This is a genomic window from Streptomyces sp. NPDC051243, from assembly GCF_044455405.1.
Lineage (GTDB): Bacteria > Actinomycetota > Actinomycetes > Streptomycetales > Streptomycetaceae > Streptomyces.
The window spans coordinates 575,434-596,113 of sequence record NZ_JBITES010000003.1; the positions used below are offsets into that span (position 1 = coordinate 575,434).

Consider the following 20,680-nt stretch of genomic DNA (forward strand, 5'->3'; position numbering starts at 1 on the left):
TTCGAAGGCTTAGAACTAGGAGAGCGCGTACCCGATCTTACTGCTCCTTTCCACGCGGAGACTTCCATGACTTGATCCAACGGAGAATCCGACCAGCTAAAGCAGGGGCCTGGATGTGGCCAACGCCTAGCTCCAAGCGGATTTTATCGGCCTCCTTGGCGCGTCCAAGCGCGTCTAGCACCGTTGCGTGTGCGGATAGGGCCATCTGTAGGTTACTGCAGAAAGCCTTGGGGGTGGCCGCGGCCAGCTTCCGGTAGAGCTGCACGACCTCTGCGTCTATCTGTTCCATTTCGGCATCGACATTCTCTCGAGCCGCAGCAAAGGCGGTCAGCGCACCGGCCAGGTGCGGCTCGTAGATGACAGGATTCGCCTGAGACAGCCCGCGGCATATGTCAACCGACTCTTTTGCGGCGATCCGAGCGTCCGCGTAGCGGCCCACTGCGGCCAGGCGGAGACCGAGATTCGACAGCGAGCGCGCGAGTTCGGCTGCATGGACGGATTCGTTCCTACGAGCCAATCGGCGTCGGATGACCACTGCCTCTTGGACTACAGCCAGAGCCTCGTCCGCCTGGCCAAGCGCAGAGAGCGTCACGCCGAGACCCGCAAGTGAGTCGGCAAGGTGAGGTTCGTGGAGAGCTGGTTTCGCTTCCGCCAGTCGGCGAAATATCTCTGTTGCGTGCTCTTTCAGCGTCAGAATAGTTTCATTATCTTGGCTCTCCGGCAGAATCGCTGCCAGGTTGCCGAGTGAACCGGCGAGGCGAGGTTCGTAAAGTGCGGGATTCGCCTGTGCCAGCCGGTCATAAAGTCGAACTGCCTCTTCGGTAGACTTTTGGGCTTCATCGGGTCGCGACATGCCCGAAAGGCGGACGCCGAGATTGTTGAGACAGCGGGCAAGGTCCGGCTCGTGTGCTATCGGATTCAATTGTGCCAGTCGGCGATATAGCTTCACCGCCTCTTCAGTGGCATTCAGGGCCTCTTCACGCCGCTCCATCGCCCACAGGTCCACACCAAGGTTGGCCAACATGGTCGCGAGTTCCGCCTCGTGTCCCCCTAGGCGTCGGTAGAGCTGAACCGCTTGCCCAGCGGCCTCCAGTGCTTCCTCGCGCCGACCCACTGCCGACAGGTGCACACCAAGATTGCCCAGCGAACGCGCTAGATGGGGTTCGTACGCGACATTTCCCCTTGAGAACCGGCGGTAGAGCCCCAGAGTCTCTTCTGCTGTGGCCAACGCTTCCCCATGGCGCCCCACATCTCCCAGACGATTACCGAGACTGGCCAGTGACTCTGCCCACTCGTGCTCGTACTCTGCCTGATTCTCCTTCGCCAATGGACGCCAGATCTTCTCTGCCGAACGGGCAGAGTCCAATGCCTGGTCGTACAATCCGGCGTTCGTCTGACGTATTGCCAGCCAGCTGTACAGACCTGCCCGTTCAGCCGGGTCTTCCGTGTGTGCGAGTCTGTGAGAGGTGACGCGGGCGGCCAGAGCGGCTATGCCGGGATCGAGGTCGGGGTGCCGCCCGTCCGGAAACTGCTCCACCACCGCTTCGAACACGTCGAAGTCGGGTTCGGAGACTTCGGCCAGAGCCGTGAGAGCGGCACTCCCGGCCGCTATGGCCAATGCGGGGTCGGTGGTCAGGACTTCATTGAGATGCTTCGTGACGTGAGTCCAGCGGCCAGGGCCGGCTGAGGCAGCCAGGAACACGACCGAACGGGATGCCCAGGCAGGTGCACCGCGTGTGTCGCCCTCACTGGTGAGCACCGTGCGTAGCGTGTCCGAGGCCCAAGGCTGCGACGGGTAGTCGGCCGTATGGCCGATCAAGGTCAGTGCCAAGAAATCCTCGGCAAGTCGGTCGGGATACAGGGGCTCGAAGGCATGGCCGGGATCGGCACTCGGATAGCAGATGGAATGGTCGGCGACTATCTGCTCAGGATCAGATGCCATGGGGAGGCGCCCGAGAACAGCGGCCGCGGTGCTGCTAGGGACTGTTCCCGTGAGGGTTGCGGTGAACACGGCCTGGTTCATTTGGTGCGGCGGGGTGCGACAGCGTCTTTCGCTGGGCTTGAGCCGGCGGCTCTCATCCCCGTAGAGCCGTGCCCAGTGCAAGTGCTCACGGTCCAGAAGATAGATCGTCAGCCCTTCAATATCGTCAGGAGGCCGGCGACCGGCGGCGTGGGCGTCGACTGCCACCAGTGCGGCCATATGCACGGCCAAGGTGAGGCTCATCTCCGGTCTGCTCAGCGACTCGGGTGGAGCAATGCCGGTGGCCTCGCCGAGGCCGTAGTGGCTCGCGAAGGCATTACGGGCAGCCGTGAACATCTCATCGCGGGCGTCCTTCCGCGACGGTAGGGGATGAAGCTTCTGGCTCGATGTGGCAGCCTGCAGATTTGCCAATGCGGCTCGAACTCTCGGCCAGTCGTTGGTGGTGCGAGCCAGCAGCAGGATACGTGTCCGTACTCCCGTCTGGTGCAGGAGAGCATTGCTCAACAGCCATATGAGATGGGTCAGTGGCCATTGATCGGCGTAATCGACAATGAGGAGCAACCCGGCGGTTCCGTCCAGGCGCAAGTCTTGGCTGCCCGGCGGCGGAAAGACCGTCCCCGGGCCTTGCAGGGCCGTGACGGTCTTCCAGTTGCCGGCAGTGGAGTCCTCGGCCAGGCGGTCAGCCAGGCGGGTCTTCCCTTGACCACCGGGGGCGTGGAGCAATCGTGCTGACAGTTGCGGACCGTCGTCCCGCCACTGCCGTAGTTGATCTAACTCTTCGTTCCGGCCGGTGAAGCCGACAACCTGGAATCGTGCATTGAGCATGCGACTGGGCAACTCGCGCAGCCACGTGCGATCCAGTGCCGCCGGAGGCTTCCAGTTCTGCAGCAGGTAAAGGGGCGTGCCGTCGCCGAACACATGGATATCCGCGCCCTGCGCTCCGTATGCGAAGCCGTTGACAGCAGAGATGACCTGTCTGGGAGGTTCGGGATTGAAGGACGCCGACTCCATCAACGCTCTTCGTTACCACCCGCAGCACCGTCGGACGTCTGAGCGTCCGTTGGACGCACAGGTTCCCTAGCTGCCTCGTGTACGACGACGTTGCCGCCCTGGGAGGCGAAGAGTCTGCCTCCCCCTCTGACGGTATTGGTCATCACAGCGCCGCTCGTCCCAGCCTGCACACTAGGCTCGTTCGGCTCCCAGTCTTGGCGGCGCATTCCGCTGACGGACACCGCCAATCCGGCTAGCGCCACGAAGAGCCCCAGAACGCTGGCCCACTTGTCTGCCTCGTCCAGACCCACCACAACGAGGTATATCGCCAGCGCCCCTACCGCCGTCGCGGCGACCGCTCCGCCGACCCACGCCTGCCCCCGTGCCGTCACAAGTCCATCGTTCCCCCCGCTACCGACGTCGAACCGCTGTTGCCGGTAGAAACCCTCTGCGACAACGGAGCAGGCCGATTCTCGTCGGGAAGGCACTCCGTTGCTCGACTCTTCGAGAACCACGAGGCAACAGGCTTCTGCCTGCACACCTGCCCTCGGCGAGGTCCCAGTGGCCGTCGAGGATGGCTCGCCGGGCACCCGTAGTGGACACGCAGTGGACGGAAGATCGTGAAGGAACAGGAAGGCCACGCGCAGGTGCGAAGGGTCGCAGGCCGCTGACCTGACCGCGGGGAGACCCATTCCTGCCTCCCTGTTCTGGGGTCATCAGAACAGGCGTGTCTCAAGGGGGACGGCTGTGTCTGTTGTGGTGCGGAGTTCAGCAGGGACGGGGACACCGAGCTGGATAGCTGTGGGGGTGTACAAGTCGGCGCTGACCTCAGGGGTGGTCAGCGAGACGAGCAGGCCGTATGAAACGCTCCGGCCGACGCGGTCGGAGCTGTTGTGGTACTTCCACCAGCCTCCGGCGGGATAGACAGCAAGGACACCGCAGTCAGCCAGCTCCCGGGCAGTGCCTCTCCAGATGTCGGCGTGCAGGCAGCCGCGGTCACGATTGGTTGGGCCCACGAGCCAGCTCTTGTCGGCGTCGAAGGGCCGGATCCTCGTACGGGCGTCGTCTTCTGCCCGGGCGGCTTGGGCGATCCGTCTCTCGAACTCCTCCATGGTCTCGAAGGGACCTTTGAGAGCGAAGCGGAGACGGTGGGAGGCATAGGTGTGCTGCCCGAGCATGCCGCGTCGGCCCGGGTTGGGCTCGATGAAGTAGGACAGCGTTACCCGCAGGCGCACCTCCTCGGCCTCCAGGTCCAGCAACTGCTCACGAGGCCAGGGCAGTTCATGCAGTTTCAGCTCGCCGAGGCGCACGGTCCTACCTTCACGGACAAAGGGCTTCAACGAGCCCTGAACGATCATGGTGACGGCGCTAGCAGTACTGGACAACACTCGCTCTTCGCTGGGCACACCCCAGCCGTAGCGTCGCAGCACCGTGCGGGCGAGCTGGCCCGCACCGATCTTGCGGCGACCATTGCGGTTGTAGACGCCGTCGATCATGGCGTCGGTCCACTGGGCCTCATGTGCGAGCAGGCCGCGAACGGTTTCGGCACGCAGGTTCGGATAGCGGGAGTAGGCGAGGGCTGCGAGACGGGCAGCCTGCGCCGTCGCGGCGCTCGTGGCATCGATCGTGGTGAGCAACTGACCGAGATGCGAGCGGGCCGTGGTGGTAAGAGAGACCGCGTCGTGGCCGCTGGCCACGGTCAGGTCGGCATCGACGAGGAGGTTGCCTCCCTCCATCACGATGTCGGGCTTCAGAGCCGCAGCTTCGCGGAACATCACAGAGGTCCGGCTGTGCGGGGAAAGCAGCCCGGGCGCTGCAACCGTCCTATAGCCGGCGAAATCCTTGTGGGTAGGCACGTGAGCAAGTTCGGTATGACCGCCGACGGTCAGCGCATTCCACGCCTGCGCCGGATCCTCGATTCGTGAGGTGTCGCACAGATCCAGGTAGGTAGCCGCTCCGTTTCCATCCATCAGGTCGGTGGGGCGGTGGTCACGAACGTTGCCAGCGGAGACCACGATCAAGCGTGTTTGATCGGGTTCTGGTGGCCCGAGCAGGTCGATGCGGTCGTGTGTCACTGTCACGTCCGTGCCGACGGCCAGAGCGTCTACGGCTGCGGACCACAGGGTTGCTGTCCCGTCAGTTCCGTTGACGCCCTGCCCGGACTCAGCTGTCACGGCCATGGTGAACACGCGGGTTCGAGACTGCTCGGGATTCGCTGTTTCGGCCGTGGCGACGGCTGTCGCCGTCACCTCTCCAAACGGCCGTGGTGTGGCCGGGGCTCTGCGCGGAAGGATCTTCACCGACTCCAAGTGATGATCCAGCTGCATCGGTGCGGTCGACGAGAGCGCGCCCTCAAGATCCCCGAAGGCAGCCAGGCCGGCCATCCGCGTTCCATGTCCGCGAGGGTCGTTATCGTCCGGCCCTTCTCCGCCAATGACGCTGTGAGCGCCGATGAGGATGGGGCGCAACAGCGGGTGCTCCTGGTCAACGCCGGTGTCGAACAGCGTGATCGCGGGTGCGCCAGGCCCGGGAGGATGAAGGCGACCGGCGAGATCGACTACGAAGTCGCGATGCAGGTCCCTCAGCTCACGGCTGTGGAACTCTTCTGTGAACGTCGGCTTGCGGATCTCGGACGGGCAGGCGTTCGTGCGTAGGATCTGGGTCAGTCCGCGCACGTTGGTGCGCAATTGGGCGACCCGGAAATGCCCGATTCCAACGGTCCGCTGCAGCATGTGCCAGCCATGCACCCGCGACAAGTGCCGAAGGGTTTCCACGGGATCCGCGTTGCTGAGCGCGGGGTCAAGCCACAACTCCCACCAGATCACGGCATCGGGATCAGGGAGGGGATCCTGCTCCTGCCACAGACTCTCCACCGTGGCTTGTTCGATCTGCTCGATGTTTGCAACCAGTGCAGCGTTCTTGGGCTTGCCGGAGCTGGTGTTCTCCGTGAACTGGTCGATCTTTCGGAGAAGCGTGGGCACCGACCCGTCAGGCACCCACACCACGGCTTCCTGCGGACGCTCCTCATCTGCCTCGTGGACGCTCATGAGCGTCAGCCCTGACTTGTCGAGCGAGTCCAACTTCAGCTCGTGTTCTGGAGCTGCTTCCACACGGATAGCGAACCCGTCCGCGCGATCACGAGGGTCCAACGAGCTCCGTGCGCTGAGGGCCTCAGCCTGCGCGTCCTCGACATTGCTGATTAGCCGAGCCGAATGCCCAGGACGATCCGAGGAACGGTCGATCAGCTTCTGAGCCTGTCCAGCCGCTCGGGGCGGCCGGGGCGTCAGCGTACGTGGTGACCAGGGAACTAGCAGATGCGGGACGCTCGGAGGGGAACCCTCAGGCATGACGCAGGAGGTGCCTTTCGTTCAGGGCGTCCCTCAGCTGGTCGGCGTCGATCGTGTCGCTTCCCCCGAGAATCGCCCGCTTGGCGGCCGCCTCGGCAGCCTTGACCAGCTCAGCGTGACTCAGCTGCTCCGTGAGAGCAGAGAGATCTCCCCACGCTACCCCTGAGGTGTCCATTGCGGCGAGCCGTCGTCGCAAAACTTCGATCGCCTGGTCCGTCGACGGTTGCCCGTAGACGATCGCCAAGTCAAACCGGCGGAAAAGAGCACCGTCCAGCAAACGACGGTGATTGGTTGCCGCTACCACCAGACTCTCCGCAGGCGCCTGGTCCAGGAAGAGCAAGAACGAGTTCAAGATCCGACGAGCCTCACCGACGTCATTGCCATTGGCCCGGTCAGCACCCAGCGCATCGAACTCGTCAAACAAATACACAGCGCGCGTCTGCGCTGCAGCATCGAACACTAGGCGCAGCTTCGAGGCAGTCTCACCCATGAACCGGCTGATCAGCCCATCCAAGCGGATCGTAAATAGCGGCAGCCCGAGCTCTCGCGCCAACGCAGCTGCCGTCATGCTCTTGCCTGTGCCTGGCGGGCCAGACAGTAGTAGTCGGTGTACCGGCGTGAACCCGAAACGCTCCAAGCGGCCTCGCTGGCGCTGCTCGTGCAGCACCTTCTCCAAGGCCGTGCGCGTGTCATCAGCCAGCGTCATGTCGGCCAGCCGGGTCTCTGGATAGTCAGCTGTAAGGAGACTTGCCAGCTCCCCGCGTGGCTGCACCACAGGGGTGGGAGCAGGCTGGCGACTGATCTTTTCTGCTCGCGAAGTGTCGATCAGCTCCCGCAGCTCTGCCGCAAAACGGCTATGGCCCTGCCGCGCAGACTTTGCCGCAACCTGCAGAGCAATGCTGTAGAACCGCTCGTCATCCCCAGCCGCATGTGCGCTAAGCAGTGCCTTGAGGTGATCGGCGCTCGCCGTCACGGTCTACGCCTCCCTCGCTCCTAGGTCCAGCCACCGTAACGCGAACCTCGGACAGTCAGTATCACTGTCCGCCGACACCAGAGCCTCATCGTAATTGTTCCCAGCCAGTGCATGCGGCTGCCCGTCCTACCCGGCTCACATGCAGGCTGAAGCCTTGGTGATCACCTTCAAAGCCGGCCAGGCTGCAGCCCTCGGCAGGAGCGGATGCCAAGCGCGGGGTGCCTGATCATGACCACTGCTCAGCACCGGGGTAGCCTGAGGACAGGCGGCTGACCTGCCAAAGGCCGTGTGGCTCCACCCTCGGGCGAAGAGGGCGGGGCCTTTCTCATCGGTAGGGCACTCCGCTGCGCGCCAGTTCATCGCCACCCGCGCCAGCTTCCCGCAACCTGCGCCGATGTGTGCCGCCCACGAGTCCGAGCCTCGTCGGGCAGGTCAAACATGGACTCGTAGTGGACGCGCAGTGGACGGAAAGCCCCGGAAGGATCAGGAAGCAGTCGGATGGGGACAACTTCGACTAGCCCTCTGACCTGCGAAAACAGGAAGATCTCGGAGGGGTCAGGAAGGACGCGGAAGATCCTCAAAGGACTCATAATCCGTCGGCCGTGGGTTCGAGTCCCACCCGCCCCACCACCCGCTATGCGAGCAGAACCGTTTCTACTGCGGGAAGCGTGAGCAGGGGGCACCACTCGAAGAGGGTGCCCACCGGTTCATCCGGTCAGAGCAAGGTACGGCCGCGTGGCCTTCCTGCCGGAGGACCGGACGGCCGAGTGAAAGTCGAGTCGTGCGTTGATCCGTGTCGCGCGAGGAGCCACCGGGTTCCGGGGGCCGGGCGACGACCCCTTGCCGCACGTGGATGTCGTGCTCTTCAAGACCGCCTGTCATGCGGCGGCCCGGTCGATACGGGCCACGGTCGGCGAAGTGACCCCGGCCGGCGTCACGCCGAACTTCCACACGGCTCTGATCACCGGACCAGGTGTCCGGTCGGCCGTCCTGTGCCACGCGGTACTCCCGGTCGTCGCCTTTGCGGCAAGCCCGCCGCCGGCCGGTGCGCCGGTCGCGGACTTCACCTCCCCGCCGGCCTGGGCGGCGGCCTTCGAGCCGAGCGGGTTGCGGCTCCTGGATGTCGCGGAACTGAGCATGCCGCTGGCCCGGGCCGACACCAGCGAGCTCGCCGAAGCGGAGCTGGAACAGGCGCTTTACTGGCGTCCCGACACGGTCGGCGAGCTGATGTTCAACTGGTGGGACTGAGCCGGGTCAGCGCGGTTCCTGGGCGGGCTCGCAGACGATCTCGTCGCGCGGCGTGTAGTGGGTGCGGAACGGCTCCCGCTTCACCTCTTCGCCGTCCTGGACGAACACCCGCTGCACGGTGACGTCGAAGCCCTCCAGCGGCGTCTGCGGCACGCACTTCTTGTCGGTGCTGACCTTCTTCGCCGGCTCCTTCACGTTGGTGCGCGGACCCGTGACCGACTCGATCTCGTCGTACTTCTTGGTGCCCAGGAAGGTGACGGTCACCGAGGTGTCGGTGGACTCGGCCTGGATGTAGACCGCGTTGCCGGAATCGTTGTTGAACTTCAGGTCCAGGCTGCCCCAGGCGACCGTGGCCTCGCGGCCCTCCGGATAGCGCTCGATGTAGAAGGAGTGGGCGCCGTACTCGACGGGCTTGACCCCGGCGAAGAACATCGCGTTGAACACGGTCGTCGCCACCGCCGAGACACCCCCGCCGGGGGCCTTCGTGAACTCGTCGTTGAGGATCATGACGCCCTCGGTGAAGCCGTTGGCCTCGGTGCGCTCGCCGACCGTTCTGTTGAAGCTCCAGGTGTTGCCCGGCATGACGACGGAGCCGTTGATCAGCTCCACGGCCCGGCCGATGTTCTTCGTGCGGTACGGCGCCGGCTCGAAGTTGACGGTGAAGGAGGACATCTCCTCCGTGAGGCCCAGCCGTTCGGCGTTCTCGGCGGTCACCTGAGGCTGTGTCACACGTGCGGCGACCTCACCGGCGCGGGCGGACCCCGACTTGGTGAGCAGCGGCAGCACTGCCTTGCCCAGCGCCTTGTCGGTGACCAGTACGCCGGCCCTGGCGTCGTCGGCCGCCACGACCCGGCCGCCCTCCAGGCTCAGCGTGGCGTTCCGCGGCCTGGCGGGCAGGTCGGCCAGGGGCTCGGTGACCGCGGGCGCGGCGCGCAGGCCCTTGGCGTCCAGGTGCGGAGTGAGCTTGCCGACCTTGTCGGGGCGCATCGTCAGGTACTCGCCGAGGACCACCGGGCCGAGCGAGAACCGCTCGCCGGCCGCGGTGAGCATGACCGGCGCCGACATGGCGGGCTGCGCGAACTCGCGCACGGCGCGCCGCACCTCCGTCGCCGTGACCTTCGGCTTGGTCTCGCGGGCGGGCAGGGCGGTGACGGAGTCCGGCTCGCCGTTCAGGAAGGCGGTGCGCAGGGGAGCGACGGCGGCGTCGGTGTCGAGGGCGTAGCCGTTGTACGGGGTGACCTGGCGGACCAGGCCGTCCTGGAAGGTGACGGCGCCGTCGCGGACCTTCTGGTCGAGCGACTTCGCCAGCTTGGTGAGGGAGGCGTGCGCCTTGGCCTCGTCGACGCTCACGACGGGCTCGACGGCACCGCCGGAGCGGAAGAGCCCGCCGATCACGGTGAACGGGTCGGCGGAGTGGGTGCGGGCCGCGTGGTCCACCGTCTTCTCGTAGTCGAAGGTGATGCCCACCTGCTTCGGATCGACCGTCCCCTTGCGGTCGCCGACCGTCACGGTCAGCTCCCGGGAGGCGACCGGGTCCAGCCGGTCCTCCAGCTTCCGGACGGCCTCCGCCCGGCTCAGGCCCCCGATGTCGACGCCACGCACGGATGTGCCGGCGTCTATGTCCCCGCCCGCGAGCAGCAGCCCGGCGACGTACAGGCCGCCGATGCCGACGGTCAGCGCGCCGCCGGCCAGGGCGAGGGGCGGAATGGAGGCGATACGGGGAGCTGAGGCGTTCGGCGGGAATGGGGGTACGCGCAGGCGCATGGGTCTCCCGGGCGGATGATCGGCTGGGACGGCGTGTCCGATGACGCGCCGCTGTGCGCGAGGCAAGCACATCCAGCTAGCCATAATCGGGCGAAAACGCCTATGTCGCAGACCACGTATGTTTCACGTCACGTCGCGTGTCCCGCCCGGGAGCCCCCTGGCCCCGGGTCCGTCATGCCCCGGACGGCACCTGCACCTTCTCGTCCTCTCCCTGCGGCGCCTCGTCCCCCTCGGACGCCGCCAGTGCCCTGTTGCGGCGGACGGAGGCGACGAAGGACGCGGCGATCAGGACGACGCCGATCAGGCCGGTGATGATCTCGCTGATCTGGTGCTGGATGGTGACCAGCAGGATCGCCGCGAGGGCACCGATGGCGTAGTGGGCGCCGTGCTCCAGGTAGACGTAGTCGTCGAGAGTGCCCTGACGGACCAGGTAGACCGTCAGCGAGCGGACGTACATCGCGCCGATGCCGAGGCCGAGCGCCATCCAGAAGATGTGGTTGGTGATGGCGAAGGCGCCGATCACGCCGTCGAAGGAGAAGGACGCGTCCAGGACCTCCAGATAGAGGAAGAGGAAGAACGCCGCCTTCCCGGCGAGGGCGGCCGCCGAGACCGGCTTGCCCTGCGCCCTGGCCTTCTCCTCCTCCTCGTGCTCGTGTTCCTCCTCCTCTTCGAGCTTGTCCTCGAAGTAGCCGGAGAGGCCGCCGACCACGAGATACGTGATCAGACCGGCGACTCCGGAGAGCAGGACGGTCGCCGTCTTGTCCGCGTGGCCCGTGCTCACGTGGGCGTGCGTGGCGAAGGTCATCGCCGTGACCAGCAGGGCGACGAGGGCGACGCAGACCGACAGCATGTCGATCCTGCCGAGCCGGGCCAGCGGGCGCTCCAGCCACCCCAGCCACTTGGTCTCCCGGTCCTCCAGGATGAAGTCCAGGAAGATCATGAGCAGGAACATGCCGCCGAAGGCCGCGATCGCCGGGTGGGCGTCGGTGACCAGGGCCTCGTAGCGCTCGGGTTCGTCGAGGGCGAGCTGGACCGCCTCGAAGGGGCCGACCTTGGCGCTGATCGCGACGATCACCACCGGGAAGATCAGCCGCATGGCGAACACCGCGATCAGGATGCCGACCGTGAGGAAGATCTTCTGCCAGAAGGCGTTCATCTTCTTCAGGATCCCGGCGTTGACGACCGCGTTGTCGAAGGACAGCGAGATCTCCAGGACCGACAGGATCAGGACGATCCCGAAGGCCTCCCAGCCCCACTGCCACGCGGCGAAGGCGAGGCCGAGCGCCGTGACGGCGAACGACCAGCCGAAGGTCCGCAGCACCACCGTCAGCCCTCCGCCTTCACGGCGAGCACCGGGCAGCCCACACCCAGCAGGATCTGCTGGGCCGCCGAGCCCATGATCAGCTTGCCGACCGCACTGCGCCGCCGCAGACCGATCACAACCAGGGACGCGTCGGTCTCCTCCGCGAGGTCGATGATCTCCTCGGCGGCGTCCCGGGCGCCGAGCACCTGACGGATGTCGAAGTCGACGCCCAGGGCCGCGAGGTCCTCGCGGACATGGGTCAGGTCGGGCTCCTGGGCGAAACGCGGGTCCACGAGCGCGTCGCCCCGGGAGGTGTTCACCACCAGCAGCTTCTCGTCGCGCCGACGGGCCTCGTCGATCGCCGCGCGCAGCGCCGCCTCACCCTCGGGTGAGGGGACGTAGCCGACCAGGATGGTCATCTGGATCTCCCTTTCAGGGGCTTTCAGGCGGCGTTTCGCGCGCGCAGGGGACGTATGACGAACCGGCTGATCAGCGGCCACAGCAGAGCCAGCACGATCACCGCGTAGACCGTGTACGACACCGGTCCGCCCACCAGCCCCGACAGCTCGCCGCCGGACAGCTGGAGGGAGCGCCGGCCCTGCTTCTCCGCGAGCGGGCCCAGGATCACGCCGACGATCAGCGGCAGGACCGGGAGTCCGAAGCGGCGCATCGCGAAGCCGAGCAGGCCCAGGATCAGCAGGACGATCAGGTCCAGGGGCTGGGCGTTGACGGCGTAGGCGCCCATCGAGGCGAAGAAGAGGATTCCCGCGTACAGGTACGGCCTGGGGATCTGGAGCAGCTTCGCCCACGCCGGGGCCAGCGGGAGGTTCAGGAGCAACAGCAGCAGGTTGCCGATGAACAGGCTGGCGATCAGGATCCAGACCAGGCTCGCCTCGCGCTCGAAGAGCAACGGGCCGGGCTGGATGCCGTACGACTGGAAGGCCGCCAGCATGACCGCCGCCGTGGCGTTCGTCGGGAGGCCGAGCGCCAGCATCGGGACCAGCGTGCCCGCCGCGGACGCGTTGTTCGCGGCCTCCGGACCCGCCACGCCCTCGATCGCGCCCTTGCCGAACTCCTCGGGGTGCTTGGAGAGCCGCTTCTCCGTGATGTACGACATGAACGTCGGGATCTCCGCGCCACCGGCCGGCACCGCACCGAACGGGAAGCCGAACGCCGTGCCCCGCAGCCAGGGCTTCCAGGACCGCTTCCAGTCCTTCCTGCCCATCCACGGGCGCCCGACGGGGATCACCTCGGCGGGCTTGCGCCGCAGATGCGCGGCCACCCACAGCGCCTCGCCGACGGCGAAGATGCCGACCGCGACCACGACCACGTCGATGCCGTCGGCCAGCTGCGGGACCCCGAGGGTCAGGCGCTGCTGGCCGGACACCAGGTCGATGCCGACCAGACCGATCGTCAGGCCCAGCAGCAGCGAGACGAGGCCCCTGATGCGCGACGAGCCCAGCACCGACGTCACCGCCAGGAACGCCAGCACCATCAGCGCGAAGTAGTCCGGCGCGCCCAGGCTGACCGCGAAGTCCACCACGTAGGGGGTGACCAGGGCCAGCAGCAGCGTGCCGATCGTGCCCGCCACGAACGAGCCGATCGCCGCCGTGGCCAGGGCCTGCGCCGCGCGGCCCGCCTTCGCCATCTTGTTGCCCTCGATGGCCGTGACCACGGACGAGGACTCGCCGGGGGTGTTGAGGAGGATCGACGTCGTCGAGCCGCCGTACATGCCGCCGTAGAAGATGCCGGCGAACATGATGAACGCCTGCACCGGCTCCATGCCGTAGGTGATCGGCAGCAGCAGCGCCACCGTCATCGCCGGGCCGATGCCCGGCAGGACGCCCACCGCGGTGCCGATGACCACGCCTATCAGCGCGAGCAGCAGGTTCATCGGGTCCATGACGTCCGCGAAGCCCTGCATGAGGTTGTTCAGGTTGTCCATCGCCCAGGCCTCACAGGATTCCTTGCAGGACGCCGGCGGGGAGGTTCACGCCGAGGCCGATCGCGAACGCGTAGAACGTCGTCAGGGACAGCGTCGCCGCGATCAGGAGGTTGCGGATGTAGTGGCGGTTGCCGAGGGCGAACGCCGTGCCCCAGAAGAGCAGGGCGCCGCTGATCACCCAGCCGAGGCGCTCGATGAGCAGCGCGTTCGCCAGGAACACCGCGATCAGCAGTACGACCGTGCGCCAGTCGCTGCCGCTGGACAGGTCGACGTCCTCGCCGCCCTCCGGCTCACCGCGGCCGCCCCGGGCCACGTCGACGGCGTACAGCACCGCGATCAGCAGGAGCAGGCCGCCCAGGAGCAGGGGCACCGCGCGCGGTCCGAGCGGGTCGGTGCTGCTCGTGGTGTGCGGGATGCCCAGGGCGTCCACGAGCACTGCGGTGCCCAGCAGGGCGAGGAAGGCGCACACACCGTACTGTGCGCGGTCCCCGCCCTCCCGGGGCGGACGGGAGTCCTCCACGGTCCGGTCCTCCACCTGCGAGCTCATGCCAGCCCGAGCTCTGCCAGCAGGTCGGCGACCGCCTTGTCCTGCTCGGTCAGGTAGGTGCCGAAGTCGTCACCGGTGGCGAAGGCGTCGACCCAGCCGTTCTTCTCCAGCTGCGCCTTCCACTCGTCCGAGTCGTGCATCTTGGTCAGCGCGTCGATCCAGGTCTGCTTCTGCTCGTCGGTGATGCCGGGAGGGGCCACGATGCCGCGCCAGTTGGTGAAGACCAGGTCGATGTCCTGGTCCTTGAGGGTGGGCACGTCCTTCAGCGCGTCGATCGGCTTCTCGCTGCTGACCGCGAGGACGCGCACCTGGCCCGCCTCGACCTGGTCGAGGAACTCGCCGAAGCCGCTCGCGCCGAACGCGATCTTGTTGCCGAGGATGGCCGGGAGCAGCTCGCCGCCGCCGTCGTAGGAGACGTAGTTGACGTCCTTCGGCTTGATGCCGACCGCCTTCGCGAGCTGCATCGGCAGCAGGTGGTCGGGGCCGCCCGGCGACGAGCCACCGCCGACCGCGAACTTCTTCGGGTCCTTCTTCCAGGCGGTGACGAGGTCGTCCATCGTCTTGTACGGGGAGTCCTTCGGCACGACGATCGCGCCGGCCTCCTCGATCAGCTTGGCGATCGGCGTGGTGTCGGTCAGCGTCGCCTTGGACTTGGAGGTGTACGAGGCTCCGACGACGCCCAGGCCCATCTGCATGGCCATCTTGCCGTTGCCCTTCTCGTTCACCAGGCGCTGCAGGCCGACGGTGCCGCTGGCGCCGGGCAGGTTGAAGACCTGGACGCCGGAGGCGACCTTGGTGTCCTGCATGACCTGGGTGACGGTGCGGGCGGTGAGGTCGTAGCCGCTGCCCGGGGTGTTCGGGACCATCAGCCGGAGGCCGGTCACGGGCTTGTCGGACCCGCCTCCGCTTCCGGACTCCTCCTTGTCGGCGGTGGCACCACAGGCGCTGACCGCGAGCATGGACGCGGCGGCAAGAGCTCCGACAAGTGCGGCTCGTCGAGTTCTCATGGCTCATCTCTTTCGCTTGGGCCGATCCGGCGCCATGATTGTGCGGTTCCTGAGACACCCCGTCTCGGTTGTGTGACCATTGAAGGTTGAGTTCATAGTGGTCATAACGTCACGGTCACCGTCCCGAAGACAGCGACGCCATACGCTCGCCGGTGAGCTGCTGAGATGGCAGCTCGCCATTGTCGTGATCGTGCTTGTCGCCGTGGCCGCGGTCTCGTTGGCACAGTCGCAGTCGACCTTCGACCGGGTCGAGGGGCGACGCGTCACCGCGCTCGCCGAGGAGATGGCGGGCAACCCCCTCGTGCGCACCCAGCTCGTCCGCCCCGCCCCCGCCGAGATGCTCGCGCCGCTGCTCCAGTCCACGCTCACCAGGTCCGGCGTCACCTCCGCCACGGTCGCCGACGCCGCCGGGAAGATCGTCGCCTCGACCAACCCCACGCTGGTCGGGACGCGGATGCCCTCCGACGGCCCGCAGATCGCCGCGGGGCGGGGCTGGTCCGGCGAGCTGCCGGTGAACGGCGTGACCGAGCTGGTGGCACAGGCACCGGTGCTGGGGGCGGAGAACAAGAACGCCGGGGACCACCTCGGCACCGTGATGATCGGGCGGGCCTCGCCGTCGGTGTGGCAGCGGCTGGTCGGCGCCTCGTCCTATCTGCTCGTCTACCTCGGCGTCGCCAGCGTCCTCGGCGTGGCCGGTTCCTGGCTGCTGGCCCGGCGGATCAAGCGGCAGACCTTCGGCATGGAGCCCCGCGAGATCGCCGGGCTCGCCGAACACCGGGAGGCGATGCTGTTCGGGATCGCCGAGGGAGTGGTGGCCCTCGACCCGCAGCAGCGGCTCACACTGGTGAACGCGGTCGGCCGCAAGCTGCTCGACCTGCCCGAGAACTGCGTCGGCATGAGCCTCGCCGACCTCGGGATCGAGGGGCGGCTGTACGACGTCCTCGCCGGGAGCGCGGACGACGGCGAGGCCGGCGCCGAACGCCGTGACGAGGTCGTCGTACGCCGCGGCCGCGTCCTGGTCATGAACCGCATGGACGTCACCAAGGACGGCCGCCGCCTCGGCTCCGTGACGACCCTGCGCGACCGCACCGAACTCGCCCGGATGGAACGCGAGTTGGGCTCCTTCCGCAGCACCACCGAGCTGCTGCGCGCCCAGGCCCACGAGTTCTCCAACCAACTGCACACCATCTCCGGGCTCATCCAGATCGGCGAGCACGACGAGGTCGTACGCTACGTCCGCGCCCTGCGCAAACACCGCGAGTCGCTCGATCTGCACCTCACCAGCCGGGTCCGCGACCGGGCCGTCGCCGCGCTGCTCATGGCCAAGTCGGCGCTCGCCGCGGAACGCAAGGTGCGCCTGAAGATCTCCGAACGCACGGCACTGGAGCGGCTGGAGCCGACCGACTCGGCGGACGTGGCGACCGTGCTCGGCAACCTCGTGGACAACGCGGTGGACGCCGCCGCGAGCGGTTCCCGGGAGAGCGGCTCCCGAGAGAGCGGTTCGGAGAGAGGTTCCGGGGAGGGGGACGACGCCTGGGTGGAGGTCGAGCTGCGCCAGGACGCCTCCAGCGTGGAGATCGTCGTACGCGACTCGGGGCCGGGGGTGGCTCCCGAGCTGGCGCAGGAGGTGTTCTCGCACGGGTTCACCACCAAGGCCGCGCAGGGCGGCGACCGGGGGATCGGACTGGCCCTGACCCGGCTGGTGTGCAAACGCCGGGGCGGTGAGGTGTCGGTGACCAACACGCGGGCGGGCGCCATGTTCACCGCCCGGATGTCCGTCGGCCGACCGGTCGACCGAGCCACGGAGGGGGTCAGATGACGGAGGGAGTCCGATGATCGATGTGCTGATCGTGGACGACGACTTCATGGTGGCGCGGATCCACCGCGGATTCGTCAACGACGTCGACGGGTTCCGGGTCGTCGGCACGGCGAACTGCGGCGAGCAGGCGCTCACCGCAGTCGCCGAGCTGCAACCCGACCTGGTCCTGCTCGACCTCTACCTGCCCGACATGTTCGGGCTGGAGATCATCCCCCGGCTGCGGACCGCCGGCCACGACTGCGACGTCATGGTGATCAGCGCGGCGCGCGAGTCGGACGCGGTCCGGGGCGCGGTACGCCAGGGCGTCGTCGACTACCTGCTCAAGCCCTTCGACGCGGGGGACCTGAGGGCGCGACTGGAGCAGTACGCGGCCCGGCGCAGCAACCTCTACGCCGCGGTGGTCAGCGGCCAGTCCGACGTGGACCGGGCGCTGGCCCGCGGGGCGGCCCCGGCCGCCACGGCGACCACCCTCCCCAAGGGCATGAGCGTGGAGACCGCCGAGCTGATCGAGCGCGAACTGCGCGCGACCGACGGCAGCCTCTCCGCCGCCGAGTGCGCGGCCCGCCTCGGGGTGTCCCGGGTCAGCGCCCGCCGGTACCTGGAGCACTTCAGCGTCACCGGGCAGGCCGAGGTGTCACTGCGGTACGGGCAGGCGGGGCGGCCGGAGCGGCGGTACAGCTGGGTGGACGCCTAGGCCGTGTCCGCAAAGTCCCGCCTGCCCCGCGACGCCGACCTAGGGCAGACCCCTAGGGTCCGAGACGCCGGCGTGATCCGCCGGACAGGCCCCAGGCGCGGGCGACACCGGCATGGTCCGCCGGACCCGGCCTAAGGCCGCTCCCACGACCGGCTGCCTCCCCGGTCGACCGGGCCGGCCAGCTCCACGATGTCGTCGGACGCGATGTCGTGCAGCCTGATCGCCAGGTCCTCCAGGGCCCGGCTGGCGGCGAGTTCGTCGCCGATCTCGGGGATGGGCCGGTCGATCGGGTTGCGGTGCGCGACGCCGCGGCCGGTGACGGTCAGCATGTCCTGAGGCGTGTTCTCCGTGGTCAGCACGGCCTCGGCGCGGGTGTCGTCGCCGTCCTCGGTGATGTGGATCCGGACGGTCCAGTTCTTGTCTTCCATCGAGATCACTTCCGTACGGGTCGGGAGCCCTATTGAAGAGCGTGCGCCTGTTCCCGGGCCGGGTCCAGCGCGAGCCGACCGCCTCGGGGTGGGTCGCACGGCCGACGCCCTCGCGCACCCCGACCCGAATCGGGGGTGCCCTCCTCCCTGGGAAGCAGCCCGGCGCCCATCCGCTCCCACCGCGGAGGCATGACAAGAGCCTCCGTGGGCACGATGTGCCGAAAGGTTGCGGAGAGAAAGCTGGTCGCAACGGACCCGAGCCAGAGAACGAGGAGGGCGCCATGAACCGCCAGGCCCACGTCCGTGTTCGTGTCACCCGCAGGCCCGCGGCCCCCCGCGACACCAGGGGCGAGATCGACCGCCGCACCCCCTCGGGGCGAATCCTGCCGTACTGAGACCGGGCCGTACCGTCCTCGTGGACGTGGCGTGAGGGCGTGCGGCTACTGGTCGTCGAGGACGAGGAGCGGTACGCGAGCGGGCTCAGGGACGGCCTGGAGGCCGAGGGCTTCGCCGTCGACGTCGCGCTCGACGGGGGAGGGGCTCAGCGCTTGTACCAGCCGCCCGTCTTCGCCATCTCGTTCGGGTCGAACGACTGGTGGAGGCCGATGAGCGCGGCGACCAGGCGTGGATCTCAGCCGTGCGTGAGGACCCGGTAGTCCTCCGCCATCCCCCGGAAGACCAGGTGGGCGCGGCCCGAGTCGTCCCGCCAGATCACCCGGCGAGGCGCGCCGAAGGTGTCGTCGTCGCCCCATTCCCAGCAGATCGACACGAGCCACCACAGCAGGCTGGCGGGAAGCCCGAACGGCCACCACAGCGCCCACCACACCAGACGGCCCCGGAATCCCCGCACGGCCGGGCCCGCGACCGGCTCCAGCGTCCACCGCGTCCGGCCGACCCCGAGCAGCAGCCCCCGACGCAGCGTGATCCGCCCGAGCGGTGCGCCGTACGGGTCCTCGACGCGGTAGACGCCGGGCCGTCCGCCCACCCGCGAGACGGTCTGCTCGGTCACCACCCGGGCGACGGGGCGGCTGCCGCCGCTGCCGTGGCCGACGACGTGGAAGGCGCGGTGGGATCCGAGCAGATCCGACGCGGTGACGGAGGTCGTGTCGCGGTGCAGCCACACGGCACCGGCGGGCTCGGCTGTGTTGCGGACGCTCGGGGGAGAGGCGGTGTACGAGATGGTGTAGGTCACTTGCCCCTGGGCCACGCTTTCCCCCGCACTCCTGCTCGTTGTCGCTGGTGGCCATGGTCTCACCCAGCTTTCCGACAGTGCGTTCAGGGGCGTTCAGGCTCCGTTCGGAGCGGGCGCCGAGTCTGCGGGAGGCAGCATCCATCAGCGGCTCCGCCGCGGGCGCGAACGTGGCACCCTGACGTCGACCCTCCCCGGCGATCAGTCGGCCGGGTCCAGCTCCAGCGGCTCGATCCTGCCCTCCAGCATGGTGCCGAGGCCCTGTACGGCGCAGACGTCGGGTCGCTCGGCGATGTGCACGGGCATGCCGGTGGCCTGCCGCAGCATCTGGTCGAAGCCGGGGAGCAGCGCGCTGCCGCCGACCATCATGATCCCGCGGTCGGCGAGGTCGGCGACCAGGTCGGGCGGGCAGTCGCGCAGGACCTTGCCGATGCTGTCGAGGACCGCGGTGAGCGGGGTCTGGATGGCGTCCCGCACGGCGGCGGTGTCGACCTTGACGCTGCGGGCGAGACCGGTGCAGACGTCGCGGCCGTGGATCTCGGTGGACGTGGGGCCGTGGGGCGTGAGCCCGTTGCCGGAGAGGGCGAGCTGCAGCGGCCGTACGTTCTGGCTGGGCAGCATGAGCTCGTGCTCGTGCCGCAGGTGCTGCACGATCGCGTGGTCGACGGCCTCGCCGCCGACCCGGATGCGTTCGGCGGTGACGATGGCGCCGAGGGAGATCACGGCGACCTCGGTCGCCGCCGCCCCGCAAGCCATGATCATGCTGGCCTCGGGCTGCTCCACGGGCAGCCCGCAGCCCACGGCGGCGGCGATGAGGGTGTCGACGAGTTCGACGCGCCGGGCCCCCAGGCCGACGAGCGTCTCGATCGCGGCGCGCTGGGCGAGCGGGTCGGCGTCGTGCGGGGTGCAGGCCGCGGCGCGCAGGAAGGGCTTGCGGCGCAGCGCGCGGCGCATCTTGTCGCCGAGCAGGTGCCGCAGCATCCGCTGGGCCATCTCGATGTCGACGACGGTGCCGCCGGAGACGGGCCGTACGACGCGGATGTAGTGCGGGGTACGCCCGGTCATCCGCTCCGCGAGCTCGCCGACCGCGATGAGGGCGCCGGTACGGGTGTTTATGGCGGCGGCGGAGGGCTGGTCGACGACGAGTCCGGAGCCCTTCACATAGACGCGGGTCCTGGCCGCCCCCAGGTCGACGGCGAAGTGGCAGCGGCGCAGCTGCTCCAGCGTGGCGGTCATGGGGGGTCCTCCCGATAACGCAGACCATGGGTCCGCCGGGTGGGTGGCGGGCCTCGCTTGGGGTGTCAGGGGTCGTGTTCGCGGGGCCGGCTCATGGCGGGCCTCCTTGACTTCGATCGTGCGGTCGGCTGAGTGGGGGGCGCCTTCTGGAGGGGGCCGGGTGGGGTGCGGCTGAATGGGGGGTTTGTCGCTGAGGGGAGGACAGACGG

General features: G+C 68.1%; 16 protein-coding genes. 4 read left to right on the plus strand and 12 right to left on the minus strand.

Annotated elements, in window-relative coordinates; genetic code table 11:
• Positions 1-37: 37 nt before the first annotated feature.
• The 3 genes from ACIBAG_RS09890 to ACIBAG_RS09900 form a co-directional block, all read right to left on the minus strand.
• The gene (locus tag ACIBAG_RS09890; RefSeq protein WP_399102945.1) at positions 38-2,992 is read right to left on the minus strand and encodes a tetratricopeptide repeat protein; all 2,955 of its coding nucleotides are present in this window, start codon (positions 2,990-2,992) and stop codon (positions 38-40) included.
• 695 nt (positions 2,993-3,687) lie between these two features.
• Entirely contained in the window at positions 3,688-6,081 is a 2,394-nt protein-coding gene (locus ACIBAG_RS09895; RefSeq protein WP_399102947.1) for a S8 family peptidase, read from the minus strand.
• Between the two features lie 229 nt (positions 6,082-6,310).
• Entirely contained in the window at positions 6,311-7,291 is a 981-nt protein-coding gene (locus tag ACIBAG_RS09900) for an AAA family ATPase (RefSeq protein ID WP_399102950.1), read from the minus strand.
• A 786-nt stretch (positions 7,292-8,077) separates the two neighbouring features.
• Between ACIBAG_RS09900 and ACIBAG_RS09905 the strand changes: the two genes are divergently transcribed.
• Positions 8,078-8,539 carry a hypothetical protein gene (locus ACIBAG_RS09905; RefSeq protein WP_399102953.1) on the plus strand — a complete coding sequence of 154 codons (462 nt, stop codon included), beginning with the start codon at positions 8,078-8,080 and terminating at the stop codon, positions 8,537-8,539.
• A gap of 6 nt (positions 8,540-8,545) precedes the next feature.
• Here the strand turns inward: ACIBAG_RS09905 and ACIBAG_RS09910 are convergent, their stop codons facing one another.
• From ACIBAG_RS09910 to ACIBAG_RS09935, 6 genes are all read right to left on the minus strand, one after another.
• Positions 8,546-10,303 carry a VanW family protein gene (locus ACIBAG_RS09910; RefSeq protein ID WP_399102956.1) on the minus strand — a complete coding sequence of 586 codons (1,758 nt, stop codon included), beginning with the start codon at positions 10,301-10,303 and terminating at the stop codon, positions 8,546-8,548.
• A gap of 172 nt (positions 10,304-10,475) precedes the next feature.
• Complete coding sequence (locus ACIBAG_RS09915; protein WP_399102959.1) at positions 10,476-11,627, minus strand: DUF475 domain-containing protein; 1,152 nt, start codon at positions 11,625-11,627, stop codon at positions 10,476-10,478.
• A 2-nt stretch (positions 11,628-11,629) separates the two neighbouring features.
• Entirely contained in the window at positions 11,630-12,025 is a 396-nt protein-coding gene (locus tag ACIBAG_RS09920) for a universal stress protein (protein WP_399102961.1), read from the minus strand.
• A gap of 23 nt (positions 12,026-12,048) precedes the next feature.
• Positions 12,049-13,551 carry a tripartite tricarboxylate transporter permease gene (locus ACIBAG_RS09925; RefSeq protein WP_399102963.1) on the minus strand — a complete coding sequence of 501 codons (1,503 nt, stop codon included), beginning with the start codon at positions 13,549-13,551 and terminating at the stop codon, positions 12,049-12,051.
• A 10-nt stretch (positions 13,552-13,561) separates the two neighbouring features.
• Positions 13,562-14,098, minus strand: a complete 537-nt coding sequence (locus ACIBAG_RS09930) for a tripartite tricarboxylate transporter TctB family protein (protein WP_399102964.1) — start codon at positions 14,096-14,098, stop codon at positions 13,562-13,564.
• Positions 14,095-15,105 carry a Bug family tripartite tricarboxylate transporter substrate binding protein gene (locus tag ACIBAG_RS09935; protein ID WP_399102967.1) on the minus strand — a complete coding sequence of 337 codons (1,011 nt, stop codon included), beginning with the start codon at positions 15,103-15,105 and terminating at the stop codon, positions 14,095-14,097. The genes ACIBAG_RS09930 and ACIBAG_RS09935 overlap by 4 nt, the downstream gene beginning before the upstream one ends.
• Before the next feature lie 97 nt (positions 15,106-15,202).
• On the opposite strand from ACIBAG_RS09935, the gene ACIBAG_RS09940 reads away from it, so the two are divergent.
• Together ACIBAG_RS09940 and ACIBAG_RS09945 are read left to right on the plus strand one after the other, a co-directional pair.
• Entirely contained in the window at positions 15,203-16,924 is a 1,722-nt protein-coding gene (locus ACIBAG_RS09940; RefSeq protein WP_399102969.1) for an ATP-binding protein, read from the plus strand.
• Positions 16,925-16,937: 13 nt separating this feature from the next.
• The gene (locus ACIBAG_RS09945; protein ID WP_399102971.1) at positions 16,938-17,618 is read left to right on the plus strand and encodes a response regulator; all 681 of its coding nucleotides are present in this window, start codon (positions 16,938-16,940) and stop codon (positions 17,616-17,618) included.
• A 131-nt stretch (positions 17,619-17,749) separates the two neighbouring features.
• On the opposite strand, the gene ACIBAG_RS09950 is transcribed toward ACIBAG_RS09945, so the two are convergent.
• Positions 17,750-18,046 (minus strand): DUF1876 domain-containing protein, encoded by a 297-nt coding sequence (locus ACIBAG_RS09950; protein ID WP_399102974.1) that lies wholly within the window; start codon positions 18,044-18,046, stop codon positions 17,750-17,752.
• Positions 18,047-18,480: 434 nt separating this feature from the next.
• Between ACIBAG_RS09950 and ACIBAG_RS09955 the strand changes: the two genes are divergently transcribed.
• Positions 18,481-18,702, plus strand: coding sequence for a hypothetical protein (locus ACIBAG_RS09955; protein ID WP_399102976.1), 222 nt, complete (start codon positions 18,481-18,483; stop codon positions 18,700-18,702).
• Here ACIBAG_RS09955 and ACIBAG_RS09960 read toward each other — a convergent pair.
• Positions 18,678-19,238 (minus strand): hypothetical protein, encoded by a 561-nt coding sequence (locus tag ACIBAG_RS09960; protein WP_399102979.1) that lies wholly within the window; start codon positions 19,236-19,238, stop codon positions 18,678-18,680. The genes ACIBAG_RS09955 and ACIBAG_RS09960 overlap by 25 nt on opposite strands.
• 198 nt (positions 19,239-19,436) lie before the next feature.
• Positions 19,437-20,471 (minus strand): rod shape-determining protein, encoded by a 1,035-nt coding sequence (locus ACIBAG_RS09965; protein WP_399102981.1) that lies wholly within the window; start codon positions 20,469-20,471, stop codon positions 19,437-19,439.
• Positions 20,472-20,680 lie beyond the last annotated feature (209 nt).

Bases quoted from the DNA above. Each gene is read 5' to 3' on its own strand.
- ACIBAG_RS09890 (WP_399102945.1), bottom strand. From the start codon at position 2,992: ATGGAGTCGGCGTCCTTCAATCCCGAACCTCCCAGACAGGTCATCTCT.
- ACIBAG_RS09910 (WP_399102956.1), bottom strand. From the start codon at position 10,303: ATGCGCCTGCGCGTACCCCCATTCCCGCCGAACGCCTCAGCTCCCCGT.
- ACIBAG_RS09920 (WP_399102961.1), bottom strand. From the start codon at position 12,025: ATGACCATCCTGGTCGGCTACGTCCCCTCACCCGAGGGTGAGGCGGCG.
- ACIBAG_RS09925 (WP_399102963.1), bottom strand. From the start codon at position 13,551: ATGGACAACCTGAACAACCTCATGCAGGGCTTCGCGGACGTCATGGAC.
- ACIBAG_RS09930 (WP_399102964.1), bottom strand. From the start codon at position 14,098: ATGAGCTCGCAGGTGGAGGACCGGACCGTGGAGGACTCCCGTCCGCCC.
- ACIBAG_RS09935 (WP_399102967.1), bottom strand. From the start codon at position 15,105: ATGAGAACTCGACGAGCCGCACTTGTCGGAGCTCTTGCCGCCGCGTCC.
- ACIBAG_RS09945 (WP_399102971.1), top strand. From the start codon at position 16,938: ATGATCGATGTGCTGATCGTGGACGACGACTTCATGGTGGCGCGGATC.
- ACIBAG_RS09950 (WP_399102974.1), bottom strand. From the start codon at position 18,046: ATGGAAGACAAGAACTGGACCGTCCGGATCCACATCACCGAGGACGGC.
- ACIBAG_RS09965 (WP_399102981.1), bottom strand. From the start codon at position 20,471: ATGACCGCCACGCTGGAGCAGCTGCGCCGCTGCCACTTCGCCGTCGAC.